This window comes from Candidatus Manganitrophaceae bacterium, from assembly GCA_016200325.1.
Classification (GTDB): Bacteria; Nitrospirota; Nitrospiria; order SBBL01; family Manganitrophaceae; genus Manganitrophus.
On sequence record JACQEZ010000016.1, the window covers coordinates 154,860 to 170,764 of the forward strand.

18 protein-coding genes are annotated in these 15,905 nt (G+C 51.9%); 1 reads left to right on the top strand and 17 read right to left on the bottom strand.

All coding sequences use genetic code 11. The features are described 5' to 3' along the window. Positions 1-5: 5 nt before the first annotated feature. From pilQ to gspE, 14 genes are all read right to left on the bottom strand, one after another. Positions 6-1,460, bottom strand: a complete 1,455-nt coding sequence (gene pilQ, locus HY282_13630; protein ID MBI3804792.1) for a type IV pilus secretin PilQ — start codon at positions 1,458-1,460, stop codon at positions 6-8. Between the two features lie 25 nt (positions 1,461-1,485). After that, on the bottom strand, positions 1,486-1,809 hold the full coding sequence (locus HY282_13635; GenBank protein MBI3804793.1) for a hypothetical protein: 324 nt from the start codon (positions 1,807-1,809) through the stop codon (positions 1,486-1,488). An 80-nt stretch (positions 1,810-1,889) separates the two neighbouring features. After that, positions 1,890-2,444 (bottom strand): type 4a pilus biogenesis protein PilO, encoded by a 555-nt coding sequence (gene pilO, locus HY282_13640; protein MBI3804794.1) that lies wholly within the window; start codon positions 2,442-2,444, stop codon positions 1,890-1,892. Beyond that, a complete protein-coding gene (locus HY282_13645) occupies positions 2,441-2,917 on the bottom strand; it encodes a PilN domain-containing protein (GenBank protein ID MBI3804795.1) in 477 nt (158 codons plus the stop codon). Before HY282_13645 ends, pilO begins: the two co-directional genes overlap by 4 nt. Positions 2,918-3,064: 147 nt before the next feature. Further along, positions 3,065-4,093 carry a type IV pilus assembly protein PilM gene (gene pilM, locus HY282_13650; protein MBI3804796.1) on the bottom strand — a complete coding sequence of 343 codons (1,029 nt, stop codon included), beginning with the start codon at positions 4,091-4,093 and terminating at the stop codon, positions 3,065-3,067. Positions 4,094-4,109: 16 nt separating this feature from the next. Further along, the gene (locus HY282_13655) at positions 4,110-4,388 is read right to left on the bottom strand and encodes a MerR family transcriptional regulator (GenBank protein ID MBI3804797.1); all 279 of its coding nucleotides are present in this window, start codon (positions 4,386-4,388) and stop codon (positions 4,110-4,112) included. A gap of 115 nt (positions 4,389-4,503) precedes the next feature. Further along, complete coding sequence (locus tag HY282_13660; protein ID MBI3804798.1) at positions 4,504-6,264, bottom strand: hypothetical protein; 1,761 nt, start codon at positions 6,262-6,264, stop codon at positions 4,504-4,506. Between the two features lie 11 nt (positions 6,265-6,275). After that, positions 6,276-7,154, bottom strand: coding sequence for a hypothetical protein (locus tag HY282_13665; protein MBI3804799.1), 879 nt, complete (start codon positions 7,152-7,154; stop codon positions 6,276-6,278). Further along, the gene (locus tag HY282_13670; protein MBI3804800.1) at positions 7,151-7,717 is read right to left on the bottom strand and encodes a prepilin-type N-terminal cleavage/methylation domain-containing protein; all 567 of its coding nucleotides are present in this window, start codon (positions 7,715-7,717) and stop codon (positions 7,151-7,153) included. Before HY282_13670 ends, HY282_13665 begins: the two co-directional genes overlap by 4 nt. Before the next feature lie 17 nt (positions 7,718-7,734). Then, entirely contained in the window at positions 7,735-8,163 is a 429-nt protein-coding gene (locus HY282_13675; GenBank protein ID MBI3804801.1) for a hypothetical protein, read from the bottom strand. Positions 8,164-8,168: 5 nt separating this feature from the next. After that, entirely contained in the window at positions 8,169-8,711 is a 543-nt protein-coding gene (locus tag HY282_13680) for a prepilin-type N-terminal cleavage/methylation domain-containing protein (GenBank protein ID MBI3804802.1), read from the bottom strand. A gap of 79 nt (positions 8,712-8,790) precedes the next feature. Beyond that, positions 8,791-9,228 carry a prepilin-type N-terminal cleavage/methylation domain-containing protein gene (locus HY282_13685; GenBank protein MBI3804803.1) on the bottom strand — a complete coding sequence of 146 codons (438 nt, stop codon included), beginning with the start codon at positions 9,226-9,228 and terminating at the stop codon, positions 8,791-8,793. A gap of 152 nt (positions 9,229-9,380) precedes the next feature. After that, positions 9,381-10,601, bottom strand: coding sequence for a type II secretion system F family protein (locus HY282_13690; GenBank protein MBI3804804.1), 1,221 nt, complete (start codon positions 10,599-10,601; stop codon positions 9,381-9,383). 247 nt (positions 10,602-10,848) lie between these two features. Beyond that, the gene (gene gspE, locus HY282_13695) at positions 10,849-12,567 is read right to left on the bottom strand and encodes a type II secretion system ATPase GspE (GenBank protein ID MBI3804805.1); all 1,719 of its coding nucleotides are present in this window, start codon (positions 12,565-12,567) and stop codon (positions 10,849-10,851) included. 157 nt (positions 12,568-12,724) lie between these two features. Here gspE and HY282_13700 point away from each other — a divergent pair, with 157 nt between their 5' ends. Beyond that, on the top strand, positions 12,725-12,901 hold the full coding sequence (locus tag HY282_13700; protein MBI3804806.1) for a hypothetical protein: 177 nt from the start codon (positions 12,725-12,727) through the stop codon (positions 12,899-12,901). Here HY282_13700 and HY282_13705 read toward each other — a convergent pair. The 3 genes from HY282_13705 to HY282_13715 are packed head-to-tail and all read right to left on the bottom strand — an operon-like array spanning position 12,882 to position 15,882. Continuing rightward, positions 12,882-14,015 carry an NAD(P)/FAD-dependent oxidoreductase gene (locus HY282_13705; protein ID MBI3804807.1) on the bottom strand — a complete coding sequence of 378 codons (1,134 nt, stop codon included), beginning with the start codon at positions 14,013-14,015 and terminating at the stop codon, positions 12,882-12,884. The two genes, HY282_13700 and HY282_13705, sit on opposite strands and share 20 nt — an antisense overlap. Positions 14,016-14,053: 38 nt before the next feature. Continuing rightward, positions 14,054-15,106 (bottom strand): trypsin-like peptidase domain-containing protein, encoded by a 1,053-nt coding sequence (locus tag HY282_13710; protein ID MBI3804808.1) that lies wholly within the window; start codon positions 15,104-15,106, stop codon positions 14,054-14,056. 32 nt (positions 15,107-15,138) lie between these two features. Further along, a complete protein-coding gene (locus HY282_13715; protein MBI3804809.1) occupies positions 15,139-15,882 on the bottom strand; it encodes a cytochrome c biogenesis protein CcdA in 744 nt (247 codons plus the stop codon). Between the last annotated feature and the right edge of the window lie 23 nt (positions 15,883-15,905).

The window sequence follows — 15,905 nt, forward strand, 5'->3', positions numbered from 1 at the left end:
TATTTTTATTCCCGGCCCGAAACGGCCGACAACTCTTGTTTCGAAACACTCTCACCTTCTCCTTTATAGACGGTCGGCGTCAGAAAAATCAAGAGTTCATTTTGAATATCGGTTTTCGTTTCTTTTTTAAATAACCAACCCAAGATCGGAATTTTGGAGAGCCACGGGACCCCTTTCTCCCCTTGGGATTCATTTCGGGTGTAGATTCCGCCGATGACCACCGTCTCCTTATCTCCTACCAACAGATCGGTCTCTGCCGTCCGGGTAGTCAGAGGAGGGATGTTCTGGATCTGTCGATTGAAATCGGGATCCTTTTTGTCTGTTTTTACATGAATGAGGATTTGATTATCGGGCGTGATATGCGGCGTTACGGTGAGTTCCAATTTCGCATTGATCACGGTCACCCCTGTAGTGGCACTTGCGCCGGCGCTGGTCGTGCCTGGAGAGGATGCGGTCGACAGAATCGATGTGGTCGGAATGAGTATTTCGGTTCCGTTCGAAATCTTTGCCTCCTTATTATTCAGTGTTAAAATGCGAGGATTTGAGAGAATTTTCCCTTTTCCTGTATCCTCCATCGCCGACAGTTGGAGATCAAGCTGAAGGGTCGATCCGATATTGCCGAAGGTAAAACCGAGCGCACCGCCCGATCCGACACCGACTGCTGCTGGAAGGTTTACGGCCAGACTATTTCCCGAAAGACCGGTTCCCCCCGTCAGGATACCCGGGGTCCCTCCGCTTCCGACTGGATTTCCAGTGGCCCCTGTCACTCGCATAGAACCCGAGGCCCCGGCGTCATAAGCCTTACCCCCCCACTGGACACCCAACTCCCTCGTAAAATTGGAATTCACCTCAACGATTCGCGCTTCAATCATGACCTGCGGGGTCTTTCCATCCAATTGTCTTACAATTTCCATGATCTTGGCCATGTTCCAGGTATAATCTCGAACCACGAGGGCATTCGTTCTGGTATCAACCGTCAAGCTTCCTTTTTTGGTCAAGAGTCCTTTGACGCTGTCTTGGGTTTCTTTGGCATTGGCAAAATGGATGGGGATAATCCGCGTCGCAAGATCGGCCTCTCCTTCACCGAAAGGAGACTTCATTACCCGGATGATATCTCCCTCACGGAAAGAGGTGAGATTGTTAATTTTCAAAATCGCCTCCAAAGCTTCTTCGAATGTTACATCCCGGAAGCTGAGGGTCAACTTTCCATCGACGTCATCACTGATGATAATATTCAGATGATTCTCCTGGCCGAGGGCACGAAGAACATCTTTCAGTTCGGCATTTCGAAACTCCAATGAAAAGGAGGAAGCATTTCTTTTTACTGAGATCGCCGACCGGCCGGCCTCTTCCTTAGACCCTAGGTCTGAGGCGCCAAAGGAGGGCGCTTCTCCGCAGACGAGATAGATGAGGATTATGAGTGCAATTGATTTCAATCGAATATCTAAATGTAACCTCATTGAAGCCTCCGCAGAGCAAACCTAATTATTTTGATACAAAATTCTCGACCTTCAGTTCAATTACCTTGGACCCTGACTTTAGGAAAATCCGATCTGGAAGAATTTCATCAACGATCATTCCCTCCACATGATCGCCTTTACGGACGATCCGATGATTAATGATCGCTGTCCCTTCCCCTTCGCGATAGATCACCGCGCTGAGAGACAGCGCTTTTCCATCGTCGCTTTCCGTATTATTTATCGGCGCGATTGAAGCCGGCTTCACCGGAAGGATAAACGGATCCCGTCCCCACTCAATGGTGCCTCGTCTTTCCTCCAAGAAATTACGGTTAAGATCAATCAGCGACATCTCACCTTCGGCGGCATAGATTAACTGGACTAAGTAGATCATGAAAAAAGGGGCCAAAAAGAAAGTGAGAAGACTCTTTTTCATATCCCCCTCTTTTTATAAATATAAAGCGTCATCTCGGCAGCCACTTCCGGACTCGTCTCTGTTCTTGATTCGATCTTGAGCCGTGTAATGGCAATCGGACGCGGAAGCCCTTCCAATGCCGCGATATAATCTCCTAAGCTAAAAAATCGGGAGCGCGTTTTCATTTGAATCGGTAACACTTCAATCCCTTCCTTGGTCTCTGGCAAACTCGGTTTGAGCTCGATGACCTGCACCTCTCGCATCCGAGCCTTTCGGCCAATCTCATCCAGGATAGAAGAGAGAGAAGCCTCCACCAGTTCGGGCCGTGGCTTTGAAGGAGGGTTTGCTTTTTCCGCTTCGGCTCTCTGAAGCAGGATGGGAAGAGCAGATGAGAGGGCCGAGATTTCCTGCTGGAGCGTCTTTTTCTGACTGTCGAGCTTTCGGCGTTCTACGACTCGAGGCTGAAGAACAAAAATGATCAGCATGCACAGGGCTACCATGACGGTCGTCACGAAGAGGATCCGCTCTCTTCGGGATAGTTTTGACCATTGAAGCTGGCTCAGTACGCTCATTCTTTCTCCAGATGCTTCCCGTAAGTTATATTCCTAAATTTGGCATGAATTGAAAAATCAACCCGTCGCTCGGCCGGATTCTGCCTTGAAAAGTCGAGTAGCACATCCTGAAACAAGGGGGAGCCTTCCATTGAGGAGATCAGGTCGGTGACCTTTTGATAGGACAAGGTAAATCCATCGACACGGACCCCTTCGGCAGCATTGTTCTCAAATTGAGTAACCCAGACCCCCTCCGGCACAATCCGGCTGACTTCGACCAAGACCCTGGACCAGACGATGTTCTCTTTTAAAAGTGACTCCAACCCTCTACTTTTTTTTAGGGTTGTTTCCTCCAGAATGTTATCAATAGGAGTGAGTGAAGAAGTGAGTGAGGAGATTTTCTGCTGAAGTTGCTCACGTTGTTGTAGAATGGCATCCACTTCCCTTTTCAGAGATATCTGCTTCTTCTCATCGTCAACATAGAAGGCGATCAATAGAAGAATCGAAAGAGACATCGACGCGACAATCCACCCCCTGCGGCGAGAAGATTTCGATTGAACCCTTCCTTCAAGAAGATTCGGTTGGAATAGATTGATATGCTCTTTCATTAAACCTCTCTGGCCGAGTGAAATGCTGGTTAATCAAGCGTGGGAACGAAGCGCTAAGCCGATTCCGCTTGAGAACCTTGGCGCGATTGCCCGTATAGCGCCGGCCGATTCAGATTTGTCGATCTCCGCAAAAGGGTCGTCAATTTCCATATCGGCCTCGAAATAACTTCCGAAGTAATCGGAAAACCCAGGCAGAAGCACCCCCCCTCCCATCAGGACCATTTTTTTGAAGACCCCTTCTCGGAACTGAGCACGGTAATAGTCGATCGACCGTTGAATCTCCACGATGAAACGATCAATTTCGCTTTTGATGATGGTTTGGGCCGCTTCTTCCGCACCGAATCCTTTTTCCCGCTTTAATTTTTCCGCTTCTTCATTAGAGAGACTCAGTTCCTGCTCCAGCCGACGAGTCACTTGTGCTCCTCCCATTTCAATCCTCCGCGTAAACCGGAGAACCCCGTCTTTGAGGACGGTAATATCGGTCTTTACAGCGCCGATATCGATATAGATGAAATTGCCGGCCAGTTCATTCCCATAATTAAGTCGAACCGTATTTAATAAAGAGAGCGGGTTGACGTCGATCGCCACAACCTCCAAACCCAATCGCTGCATCAAATCCAATTGCCCCCTCAGTAGACTCTTCTCGGTAATGACAAGAACTAAATCATACCGCTTCGTCTCTCGTTCTTTCCGCCCTCCGGCGATGATATAATCAAGGATCATCTCCTCCATCGGGAATGAGATTAATTTTTTTGCCTCCCACTTCACCGCTTCCGCGAGCTCTTCTTTCGGCATCTCGGGAAGGGTCAAATATCGGATTAAAGGAGCCGGACCAGAAAAATTGACGATTGCCTTTGGTCGCTTCTTCTCTTTGATCAACTCTTCGAGAGCCGCCGCGATGCTCTCCTGGCGGAAATCCTGCTCAGGAGGTAACTCCTTGATCCCGATGTCAAGTAATTTCACCTTCCGGCGCGTTCGGCAAAGCCGGACCACCTTCACCGAGCTCGCCCCGATGTCAACTCCCCAAAACGGCTTATGAAACGGTAACCACTCCCAGCTCAAGCGACCTCTCCTTCTTCTAAGCCTCCAACACTCCGTTGGAAGCAGCTCCTTTTCCATTCGTCCCATTTATCGAGGCGAGTTCTTTCATTGCCATTTCATAGGCCACTTTATGCTTGAACCCCAACATTAAATATTTCCAGATGAACTTGATCTTAGTTAAATCTTCCCGACTATATTCTCGTGTCTCCAGATCACCCATTGGAATCCGCTGTGGTGTGACATATCCCTTCTGCTCCAGATAGTAGAGCTTGTGTCGCGGGATATTGATCTGTTGCAGAATTTCCGATGTTTTCATTTACCGTTATACTTAAGTGAGTAATAAATCTATTTCTCTAAAGATGGACGATTCAAAAATTGCTCACCACGTTTCAATTGAAGATAATCCTATTTAAAGGCTGTCAGGTTATCCCTCATCGAAAATCTTCGCGGTATGTTTTGATGTCGGACTCATTTAACGAATCGGAATTAAACGGATTCACCGTAATCGGTATCACATCCGTATCCGCTCTATCATTTGCATCCGTGATAATCGATGTAAAAGAGCTAACCCCAGTCGTCGCCGGGGTGCCGGTAAAGACCAATCTAAAATCTCCGGCTCCTCCTATCATCAACCGCTCGGCCACGGAAGGTGCCGTAAAGACCACCGGGTTTGTGCCCGACGCGGTCCAAGTCTCGATAAGATTCCCCGCGCTATTTTCGATGAGAGAGTAGGCATCTCCTCCATACGACCAGCCGGCCGGATAGGAAATCGAGACACTTTTAACCGCGGCACACCCCTGATTGACGAAAGTCCAGCTCACCGCCTGATTCGTGCTCGATGCATTTGTATCGGTCGGATCGACCGTGATGGTATAGCCGCCGAAAACTGAAGATACAGAAGGAGTTGGGGAGTTTGGCGTGGTTACTGTGGCGCCGCCCTTCGTCCCAGTGGCAAAGCCGGAGAAGATAACGGAGTCCCCTAGATTTCCTCCGGAAGGACGATAAGTCCAGCTAAAGACAAACGTTCCTCCCGCAGAGGCAACCGGCCCACTCGGCGCAGCCGGTGTCGGCCCAGAAACTAGCGTAGCTGGCGCTCCCGGCAATGTCAGCGTCGGCGTGACATTGGTAATATTATTTGTTGGTGGTGGCCCCGAGAAGGTATTTGTCAGCGCCATGGTCACCGTAATATCTTGTCCAAGATAGGCACAGGTTGGACTGACCGCCAGGTTCGCAAAAAAGCGGCTCACCCCAAATGTAATCGAAGAAACCGGCGAAGACGTCGCATTGCCACTGCTATTTTTGGCATAAGCGCTGAAAGTGACTGTTCCACTCGTCGACGTCCCTCCCAATGTACCCGTATAAGTAAATGTAATTGTTCCCGAGGCTCCCGCTGTCAGATTCAGTGGATTTGGATTATATTGGGTCGAGTTGAGGCTCGCACCTGCTTGTGTGGTGCCTGTCACAGTCGGCGGATTCTGGAAGGTAACAATGCTGGACTGTGTCACAGTCGACCGATTTGTAACAGTCATAATCAGTCTGAATTGAACGCCGTCTCGGGTCGCCGTAATTGGATTGCCGAGCGTATCGGTGATCTGAAAGGAGGCCAGTAGCGACTTTATTTTCCACGATCCCGGCGTATAGATTGTGCTACTACTACTATTTGATCCGGACCAGCGCCAGCGCCCCGAGCCCGAGTCGGAATAGGTAGCCTTCACATTGCTAAGTGTCTCCGTTACATCCTGACTGGTGGACCGTACGGCCAGGAGGAGGGTAAAATTCAATGTGGCATTCGGTGCAATCCCATTTGACGAGTTGCTGGCCTGAAACGTTACCGAAGAGGCGCTAAACGAGGTGCGGGACCAGTTGGCCGGTGCCGCGGTACCGGACGAAAAAGTACTCCCCGGCGACGGCAATTGAAATCGAACCTGGCTGATAACCTTACTCGATGAGGTATTTTTAATCTGGAAAACGAATGTGGCAGTGTTCCCCATAGCCACATCGCTTCCCAAAGACGGGCTGATCTGGGTAATCGTGAAGCCGGTCGTGCTACCCCCCCCGCCGCCTCCGCCAAATTGGGCCCAAACCAGCGTGGAAGAAATAATCAGAAGAGAGACAATCGCAAATGTGAGAACGATATGTCCCGCTTTACCTGAAGACGAATGTGAAGGCTTCCAAAATCCACCCCTCTTCATCTTTCTCTCCGTCATCTCTCCACCATTTTGAGCACTACCCGGGCCGCGCTCCCTGATACAAGGCTGACCGACCCGGTGGAAACCAATTCCGACTGGAAATCAGGCGCAAAGCCATCAATTAGCATCGGTGTGACCGGCACGCCCGATGCGTGCGCAGTGGAAGTAGTTCCATTCTGACAGCGGGAGATACCGGTGAGGGTGAGGGTTCCACCGGATGTGCTCGACCCGGTGTAGGAGACCTCCTCTTCCTGGATATCGATCGTTCCGGCACTGAGAAACTTTGGATGGGCCGCCAGCGAGAGGGTCGATAACGGGTTACAGTCATTCGAAAGGGCTGTCGTCAGGGTTGTCACTGGATAGACCCGGTTGCCCCGGTCATGGTCGCCCGCCGCCCCGCCGGTCCCTCCGATAGAGACATTACGCGTGATTCCTGTAAATGTATTGCCGCTGATTCCGGTATACTGAATAAACTCACCCGTCGTAATGCTGTCATCAACCTGCAAGTATCCGGTGCTTGGGAAACGGCTAGCGGTGTAGACCTGGATGGGTGTGGTAGACGTACCGGTCGGAATTCGCGTCCGGAGCATGGTCGCCGGCAAGTTAATACTGACATTGAATGTGCCTGCCCCCAGATTCATGGCAGGAATTAAGACTGGATCGACCGTACTGCGATACCAGTCGAGGTTCTTCATCATCTCCAATTGGCCGTACTCTCCCCCCCCTTCTGCAATGAAAAAGGCTTGATCTGACCTCACTTCATTCGCAGCGGTGAATCCCTGCGTGCCGATTAGAGAAACGGCGGTGATCCCGAGGAAACCGAAAATGACAATCAAAAAAATCGCGGCGACGAGTACAATCCCTTTCTCCGTCTTTAAGAGGGCCCCACTCATACGAAGTTCCTCGGGTGAACACGAACTTGATATAGCTGCGATTCACCCTGTTTAGTCACTGTTAGACTGATACCCATACTCCAGACTGCCGCCGCCGTCGTTGCAGCAGTCACCCCGTCTGTCTGATAATACGAAAAGGACAAGGCTATCGCGTCGCCCGCCGCTAAGATCGTCCCATTCCGAGTGATCGTGTTTCCAGACTTTGCGAAGGTAACGGTAGTCCCAGTAACATCGACGAAGCTGAGCGTCGCGGCGCTGCAGCATCCGGGGAGATCGGTGACCGTCCTGGATCGAGCCATCCGGATCTCGCGCACCATTCGCTCTACAGCAAGACGTCCTTGATTCGAGATGTCGGCGCGCGCTCCTTGTGCAGTGAATGCATTCAGTCCCCGAGAAAAAAACATGGAACCCATCCCTCCGACAATACCAATCAAAGTGATCGCCAAGACGAACTCAATCAGCGTAAAACCTCGCTGATCAGCCGGCTGTAAACTAGATCTGCTCCATTCGACCTGCTTGAGTTGCTGTTTATCTTGGCTCCTTCCCCGGCTCTGTCGATTCAACACAATCGAATCCATTTCTAAGAGTTTGTTAAAAGCGTCACGCCCTTAATACTTCCGATGGAGGCATTCGTAATCGTCACCTCGACCCGTTTATAATCGGTAGCGGTTCCACAGGCAGCGGTATTGTTCAGACTGGCCGCCGAGACGTAGCAGACGGTCCGGCTGCAAGTATACCCGGCCGGCATCGCCCCGCTGCAGGTGCCCGTCGCAACGGCGGAAAAGCCGCTCGTCCGTTTTTGCGCAATCACCTGTTCGAGTTCCGCCTGTGCCAAGAAAATTCCTCTCTGAGCTGTAGCCGGCTGCGGACTTCCCTGAATACTGATGGTCAGGGGGACCAGCACACCTGCAGCGAGACCGAGGATAATAATAAAGAGAATGACCTCAATGAGTGTGAAACCCCGCTCCGACATCAGACGCCATTCAATCAATGTTGCTTTCCCATTCATCGATGCTATCCAACGTTTCCTGTTACCGGCAGCACCGTTACCGACTGGGTGACTCCGCCTCCCGTAATGCTTACCGACCTGGATGCCGTCAATGCCGTTGTCGATGCCCCGCCGGCCGATTCGAAGGGAACGCCGAGACTATTAAATTCCACATACGACCCGGCAAAACCGATGCTGGAGATTGTAATGCCGGCATAATTGCCTGTGTTCAAGGTAATCGAGAGGGTTCCAGCGCTGTCGGCGGGGTCGGTCGCAACCTCCCCCGCCTCTCCCCAGGTGCCATTCCCGTTGGCATCATTGACCACGGCGTAGCCGCTCGCAGGCGCCGGCGCGGCATTGAAATAGACCCGATACCGCTGGTTGCTAATCATCGCCAGTTGCTGTGCATAGGCGACGTCCGATCTGAGCTTGCGGGCGGAAGCGGCCGCCCTCGTTCCGGTCATGTTCCCCGCACGGGTCATTGCCGTGGCAGCAAGGATCATAACCAGAACGATGACGATCACCACCTCTACCAGCGTGAAACCCGCTTCTCCCTCTGGCCTAGCCATGATCATTTTCCTATGCTATCAGTACCTTTCCTTCTCCGATACTTTCTTAACTTCCTAGCTCCGCTTGCAGCCGATCAGACTAACAACCTCCAGTGGTCGTAGTAACCGCTCCTGTTGCCGGATCATAGGAAACCTGGCAGGTTGCACTCCCGCCGTTCGTTGGTTGGTACGTCGTCGGGGATCCGAATGCCGCAGTAAATCCGGAGGTATCATTCAGGGCCGCTCCAATGCCGGCAGCTGCTCCAGTCGGAACACCCGCCGCAGCACCGGCAATTCCAACGGCCACGGTTGAACCATCCGCCATGGTGACAGGGGTAGTATTGGTTCCGACCACCATATACTGCGTCTTCACCACGGCCACCGCAGAGCGGAGCCCGCCCGCAAACCCGTTGATACTGGCAATCCGGGCATTCTTTGCCACATCGATGAATTTCGGAACCGCAAAGGCCGCCAGAATACCAAGGACAACGATCACCAGGACCAACTCAACCAACGTGAAACCTTTTTCATTCTTTATCGTTCTCATGAACCCTCTCCTCCCTTTATTGTGAATGAAGTGCCATTCATTGCTTTGCCTTTTTGCCGACCCAATTTCATCATCGGGGTCTCGATGAGATCCTCCCCACCGGGAGCATCTACTATCTCGTAATTGTCATTCCCTGATTATCTTTATTTCCCCCCTTTGGCCACCTCGATCAGGCTCCACCAGGGTAGAAAGATCGCCAATGCCAGGAGAAGGACCGCGCCGCTGATGATTACCAGAAGCAGCGGCTCTAGGCTACCCGAGAGATTTTTGATCGCATAATTGACATCCCGATCGTAATACTCCGAGACCTTGATCATCATCTCTTCCATCTTGCCGGTTTCCTCTCCAATCGCCACCATCTGTATGACGATTGGAGGAAAGGCCTTGCTGACCCGCATCGGCTGGACAATCCCCCGCCCCTGCTGGGCTGAATCTCGGACGCTAGTGATAACCCTCGCGATCACGACATTGCCAACTGTCTCCGAAACAATCTCCAGCGTCTGAAGAATAGGGAGGCCTGCCCGGTGGAGCGTCCCGAAGACACGGGCAAAACGGGAGAGGGCTGTTTTCTTAAAGATCGGCCCGAAGATCGGCATTTTCAGCTTTAGACCATCCCACCAAAACCTTCCAGGCGCGGTATTGATATACTTCCTAAAGCCGAAGACCGCCGCCGCGATCAGAGCCAATAGGAAGAAACCATATTGTTGAACCACCTTATTAATCCCAAGCAACAGTCGGGTTGGCCAGGGCAATTCCACTTTGAAACTGGAATAAAGACCGGTGAATTTCGGAACAACGAACGTCATCAACACCCCGAAGGCGACGGCTAAGGTTATGATGACGATTTTTGGATAGCGCGTTGCGGTTTTAATCTGGGCGCGCGTCTCGGCTTCATGCTCAGCTAAGATCGCCAGCCGGTTAAGGATCTCATCCAGAACTCCCCCTGTCTCACCCGCCTTTACCATTCCGATATAGAGGGAGCTGAAAATCTTCGGATGCTTCGCAAAAGCATCGGATAAGGCGCTTCCCCCCTCTACATCTCGGCGCACTTGATTGATGATCTCTCTCAGTTTCGGATTCTCGGTCTGCTCTGCCAGGGCACTAAAGCTCGCAGTAAATGGAATACCGGCACCCACTAATGTGGCCAACTGTCTGGAGAAAATAATCAAATCCTGCTGGGTAACCTTCTCGAATCTTGAAAAAAGCCCCGAACTGATACCACCCGCTTTTTCTTCTTCGATTAAGACGGGTATATAGCCGAGTCCATCGAGGTGGCCTGCGACGGCTTCTTTGCCGTTCGACTCAAAGATCCCGTCCAGAAGCGCACCATATTTATCTCTTGCCTTGTACCGATAAATCGGCATTTTTCCAAAACCCCTCAATATTCCGCTCCTTAATTTTGCAAGCTTTATGCCTATACGGTATTATATAAGAGAATAGAGAAAAGCCCAGCAAAGTCATCTGGTTATAGCAGAACCATTGGACTAAACATACCTCAGAAAAATATTCTTGTGTAGAAGATCACCTTATATCGGGCCATTTTTCGTCAGGAAAGACTCTTGGAGAGTATGAGTAATCGAGGAACATTGGAGATATACTAGGCTGGAATTCTCAGGTAAGTTCACCGTCAACTTCCTGCGTGACGCGGAGGACCTCTTCGATTGTAGTGATCCCTTGGATTGCTTTTAAAAGCCCTTCATTCCGAAGTGATTTCAATTTCATTCCAGCATGGCGGCGGATCTCGCTTGACGAAGCGCGGCTGACGATTAGCTGTCTGATTGCCTCGTCGGCCACCAGCAATTCATGAATACCGATGCGGCCCGAATAACCGGTCCCCCGGCACTCCAGGCACCCTTCTCCCCTGATGAATGTGATTGGACCGTTCTCTTTAATGAGATCGGCCAAACCGAGGTCGGCCATGAGGGCAGGGGTGGCGGGGTAAGCGCTCTTGCACTGTTTGCAGACCTTGCGGATCAACCGCTGAGCGACGACGCCAAGAAGCGAGGATGCAACCAAGAACGGCTCGACACCCATGTCAATGAGCCGGGCGATGGCACCGGAGGCGTCGTTGGTATGAAGTGTCGACAAAACCAGGTGTCCTGTAAGCGCCGCTTGAATGGCGATGATCGCCGTCTCTCGGTCGCGGATCTCACCGACCATGATAATGTCTGGATCTTGTCTTAAAATGGATCGAAGCCCATTTGCAAAAGTAACCCCGATTTTGTTGTTGACCTGCATTTGATTCACTAGTTTGATCTGATACTCCACCGGATCTTCAATCGTCACGATATTTTTCTCCACCGAGCTCAGCTGCTTTAAGGCCGAATAAATGGTGGTCGTCTTACCGCTTCCGGTTGGGCCGGTGACCAGTACCAGACCGTATGGTCGGTGGATCAGCTTCTCGAATGTCTGAAGGATTTCGGGTGAAAAACCAAGATCAAGGAGGGAAAGATCCAGATTGGACTTGTCGAGCAACCGCATAACGATCTTCTCGCCGAAGAGCGTCGGGAGGGTCGATAGACGGAGATCAATGTCATGATCTCCCACCTTTATTTGAAATCGCCCGTCTTGGGGAATCCGCTTCTCCGCAATATCAACATCAGCCATGATCTTGATGCGGGAAGCAATACCCAGTTGCAAGTTTCGAGGGGCCGTCATCACCTCCCGCAGCAGGCCGTCCCGCCGGAACCGGATCCGGAGTGCATCCGCATCCGGCTCGATATGGATATCGCTTGCCCCTTCTTTTACTGCCTGCATAATCATGGTGTTGACGAATTTGACAACCGGCGTATCTTCGGCCAGCTTGGAGAGTTCCAAAACAGTCTCTCCGTCCTCTACGCCAAACCCCTGGCGATCGGCTTCGCGGACGGCTTCCTCCATAGAGGAAGTTCCCGAATAGTTCCGCTCAATCGCCTTCATCACCTCCGATTCTTTACTCATCACCGGCTCGATTTCGCAACCGGTAATCCGCTTCACATCATCGATTGCGAAGACATTCAGTGGATCGGACATGGCAAGGACGAGGACCGATCCCTTCTTATGCAAAGGAACCACTTGATGACGCCGGGCAATCATCTCGGGCACCAGCTGAATCACCCCGGGTTCGATGATGATCCCGGCCAGACCGACATACTGAATTCCCATCTGCCTTCCGAGGACTTTGATGATGTCATCCTCGGTGACCAAGCCGAGCGTCTTTAAGACCATGCCGATTCTGCCGCCGTGCGCTTTCTGCTCGGCGAGCGCCCGCTTGAGCTGCTCCGATGAGAGAAGGCCCTCGGCGATCAACATCTCTCCGAGCATCTTTCGTTTTTGTTGGGGTTGCGGCATAATCCCTATCCAGGATGGAACCAGACGTCGAGCCAACTATAACAGCCATCGATGATTTGTCAAGAAAATGGAGGAATAAGGCGGCCAAATTGATTTTTCAGCGGGGCTATGTTAGATTCCGGAATGCCCGAGCATCGGGCCGGTTGAAAGGTCTGCGATGGGAAAATTTTTTTATTATCTTGGAAGATTGATTCAGGCGACCGGACTTCTATTAATCTTAAATGTCCTAATCGTCTCTGCCCTCCAAAACGGCAGCATGGGGTTTCTTTTTAAGTTTACCTTGCTGGGTATGGGGATCTTTATGGTCGGATGGTTTATACAGCAGTACGCCTGAACGGAATCCATTTTTGGAGAAAGGCCCACTTCACCTCCCTCCAAAAGTCGCAATAAGTCCGCTTGCCCCGTAAGACGTCCAGATAGAGTTCCATCGCGGCCGGATGGCGCCGCGTCATTTCTAAAAAGAGAGCGGGAAAGGTGTAAACCCACTTCGCCAAAAAACCGGCCACCCTAAAATCAGGATAAAAGGCCTCCCGAAATTCTTCATCATACGATTCGGTTTTTTTACTCCCCGTGAAGGATGCACTGATTGCTTTGGCAGCCATCTGTCCACTCCGGATCGCATAAAAAATGCCCTCTCCAAAGAGGGGATCGACCAGCCCCGCGGCATCTCCAACCAGGAGAACCCTTCCTCTTACCAGCGAAGGAACCGGCTGCTGATGAATGGGGATCGTGCAGCCTTTAGGGAAAGTCTGCTGTGCCTCCGAAAGGAGTGCTTGCCTTTCAATAAAATCAAGGTAGAGGCGATGCGGTCTCTGAACCTTCCCCCGGAAATCGGCAACGCCCACGGCCGCACCCGACTCTTTTGGAAAAACCCAGCCATATCCCCTGGGGACGGTTAAATCAATCCAGACCGTCTCTTCTTTGGTTCGGAGAGGAATTTCCGCTTCCAGGGAGAAGGCACGGCGTTGGATCCAAGCGGGATAGACTTTCTGGGCCACACGGCTCCCTGCACCGTCGGCGGCGACTAAAAATGAAGCGGTCTCCCGGCCTGCGCGGCTTTGCACCTCGACTCCTTCGGGGGTCTCGCGCCAATCCTCCATCGGACAGCTCTCCCGGATTTCCGCCCCCGCCTCTCTCGCCTTGTCGACCAGGTAAGCATCAAACCGGGAACGCGCCACCAAGTAGGCAACAGGGGTAGCCGATGAAAAGACAGCTTCTTTTTTCTTGAAGCGGAAGGAGAGGTGGAGAATGTTTCGCTCAATGACCTCTTTTACATCTTCATCGAGATAGCGGAGAAGTCGTGCGGAGAGTCCTCCGCCGCATGATTTGTGCCGCGGATGTTTTGCTTTCTCCAATACCAAGACTGACCGTCCCGACCGTGCCAAGGCAGCTGCAGCCGCGGAACCGGCCGGACCGGAACCAACGATGATGATATCGTAATGTTGCAAAGCGTTTTCTCCAGAAATCGCCTCGGAAAGAGGAGCGATTACTCATCTTTCAACTGCTGAATCTTGACCCGCAGCTGAAACGCCGCGCCGTCACGGATCACCCGCATAGCAACCGTCTTACCGACCGGAGTTTCCGCAACAAGGGTCGGCAGATCATGCATCTGGCTCACTTTTTTCCCGTCGTATTCGGTAATGACATCTCCCCGCAAGACGCCGGCCTGCTCGGCAGGACTCTGCTTCATCACTTCCGAGACCAAGGCGCCCTGATCATCTTTTAATCTAAAAGCTTTCGCAAGGTCGGTTGTCAGCTGCTGAATCATCACTCCCAGCCAGCCACGGGTAACCGCTCCTTCACTCTGCAGGGCGGGCAGAATTTTTCGGACCATATTGATCGGAATGGCAAAGCCGATCCCCTGTGTCGAAGCATTCAAGGCCGTGTTGATCCCGATCACCTCTCCCCGGATATTGAAGAGGGGGCCGCCAGAATTTCCGATATTGATTGCTGCGTCGGTCTGAATAAAGCTGTCATAGGGGCCGGTACCGAGCGCGCGGCCGACTCCGCTCACCACCCCGACTGTGACCATCTCTTCGATACCGAATGGATTTCCGAGGGCGACCACCCACTCTCCGATTTCCATCTGATCGGAATTGCCCAGGGTCACCGAAAAGAAAGGAGCGTTCCCCTCAATCTGAAGCAGCGCCACATCGATCTTTGGATCTTTTCCGATAATTCGCACCGGGAATTCGCGCTGATCGGCGGTGCGGATCAGGATCCCTTCGGCCAAATGGTTCGAAGGAGCAATGACGTGATAATTGGTGAGAATGAGACCTGAGGAATCGATGAGAAAACCGGTTCCGAGGCTTCCCTCTCGAACCTCGGGCTTCAATCGGTTGCCGGGAAGAGAGAAGAAGTCTTTGAGCGGCCCCCCCCCTTCTTTCGCAAAACGAGACGATCGGATGCTGACGATCGCCGCCCGCTCGGTTTTAACCAGCTCCGCAAAGGTATAGTTCCGCGGAGACTCCTCTGCATAAACTGAAAAGGCCAAGAAAGAAGAAAGGGAGAGAAACATGAGAAAAAGACAGCGCCACATGTACCGACCCTTCCAGAGAAAAAGAGGAGCGTTTACTGTCCGATCGACCAGCCGATGCCGATCTGGGAGAAAAATGAGGTTAAGCGGGTCAAGGAGTTCGTGAAGATAAGGAAGCCGACGGCCACCAGAAAGACCCCGCTGGTTGCGGAGATCCACCGCATATACCGGGCTGTTTTCTTAAAATAAGCGAGAAAAGATTGAACACCGAGGGAAGAGAGAAACAACGGAAGACCGAGTCCGAATGAATAGGCCGTCAGTAAGAGAATCCCGGTCGCAACCGAGCCGGAGGCGCTCGCATAGAGAAGAATCGATCCAAGGATCGGACCGACGCAGGGGGTCCAGCCGGCGCCGAAAGCCATTCCGACTAAGAAAGAACCGAGATAGCCGGCCGGTTTGCTTTGGAAGTGAAACCGGGCATCCCGCATCAGAAGGGCCGGTTTGATCAGCCCCATAATATAAAGTCCGAAGAAAATAATCAGCAGACCGCCGATCTGTCGAATGGCCGACTGATAGATCAGGAAAAACCGTCCGATGAGTGTCGCGGAAGCGCCGAGAAGGATGAAGATAAAAGAAAACCCCCCGATGAACATCAAGGAATTCTTGATCGCCACTTCCCGTGCCCGCGATTTCCCTTCCGAAGCGGTCAGCTCCTCCAGGGAAAGCCCTGTGATGTAGGAAATGTAGGAGGGAATCACCGGCAACACACAAGGGGAGACAAACGAGAGGAGCCCCGCCGAAAAGGCAATAAAGAGTGAGATATTCTCCGCTCCCTGCATTTTTATACCCTTAACAGTGGATC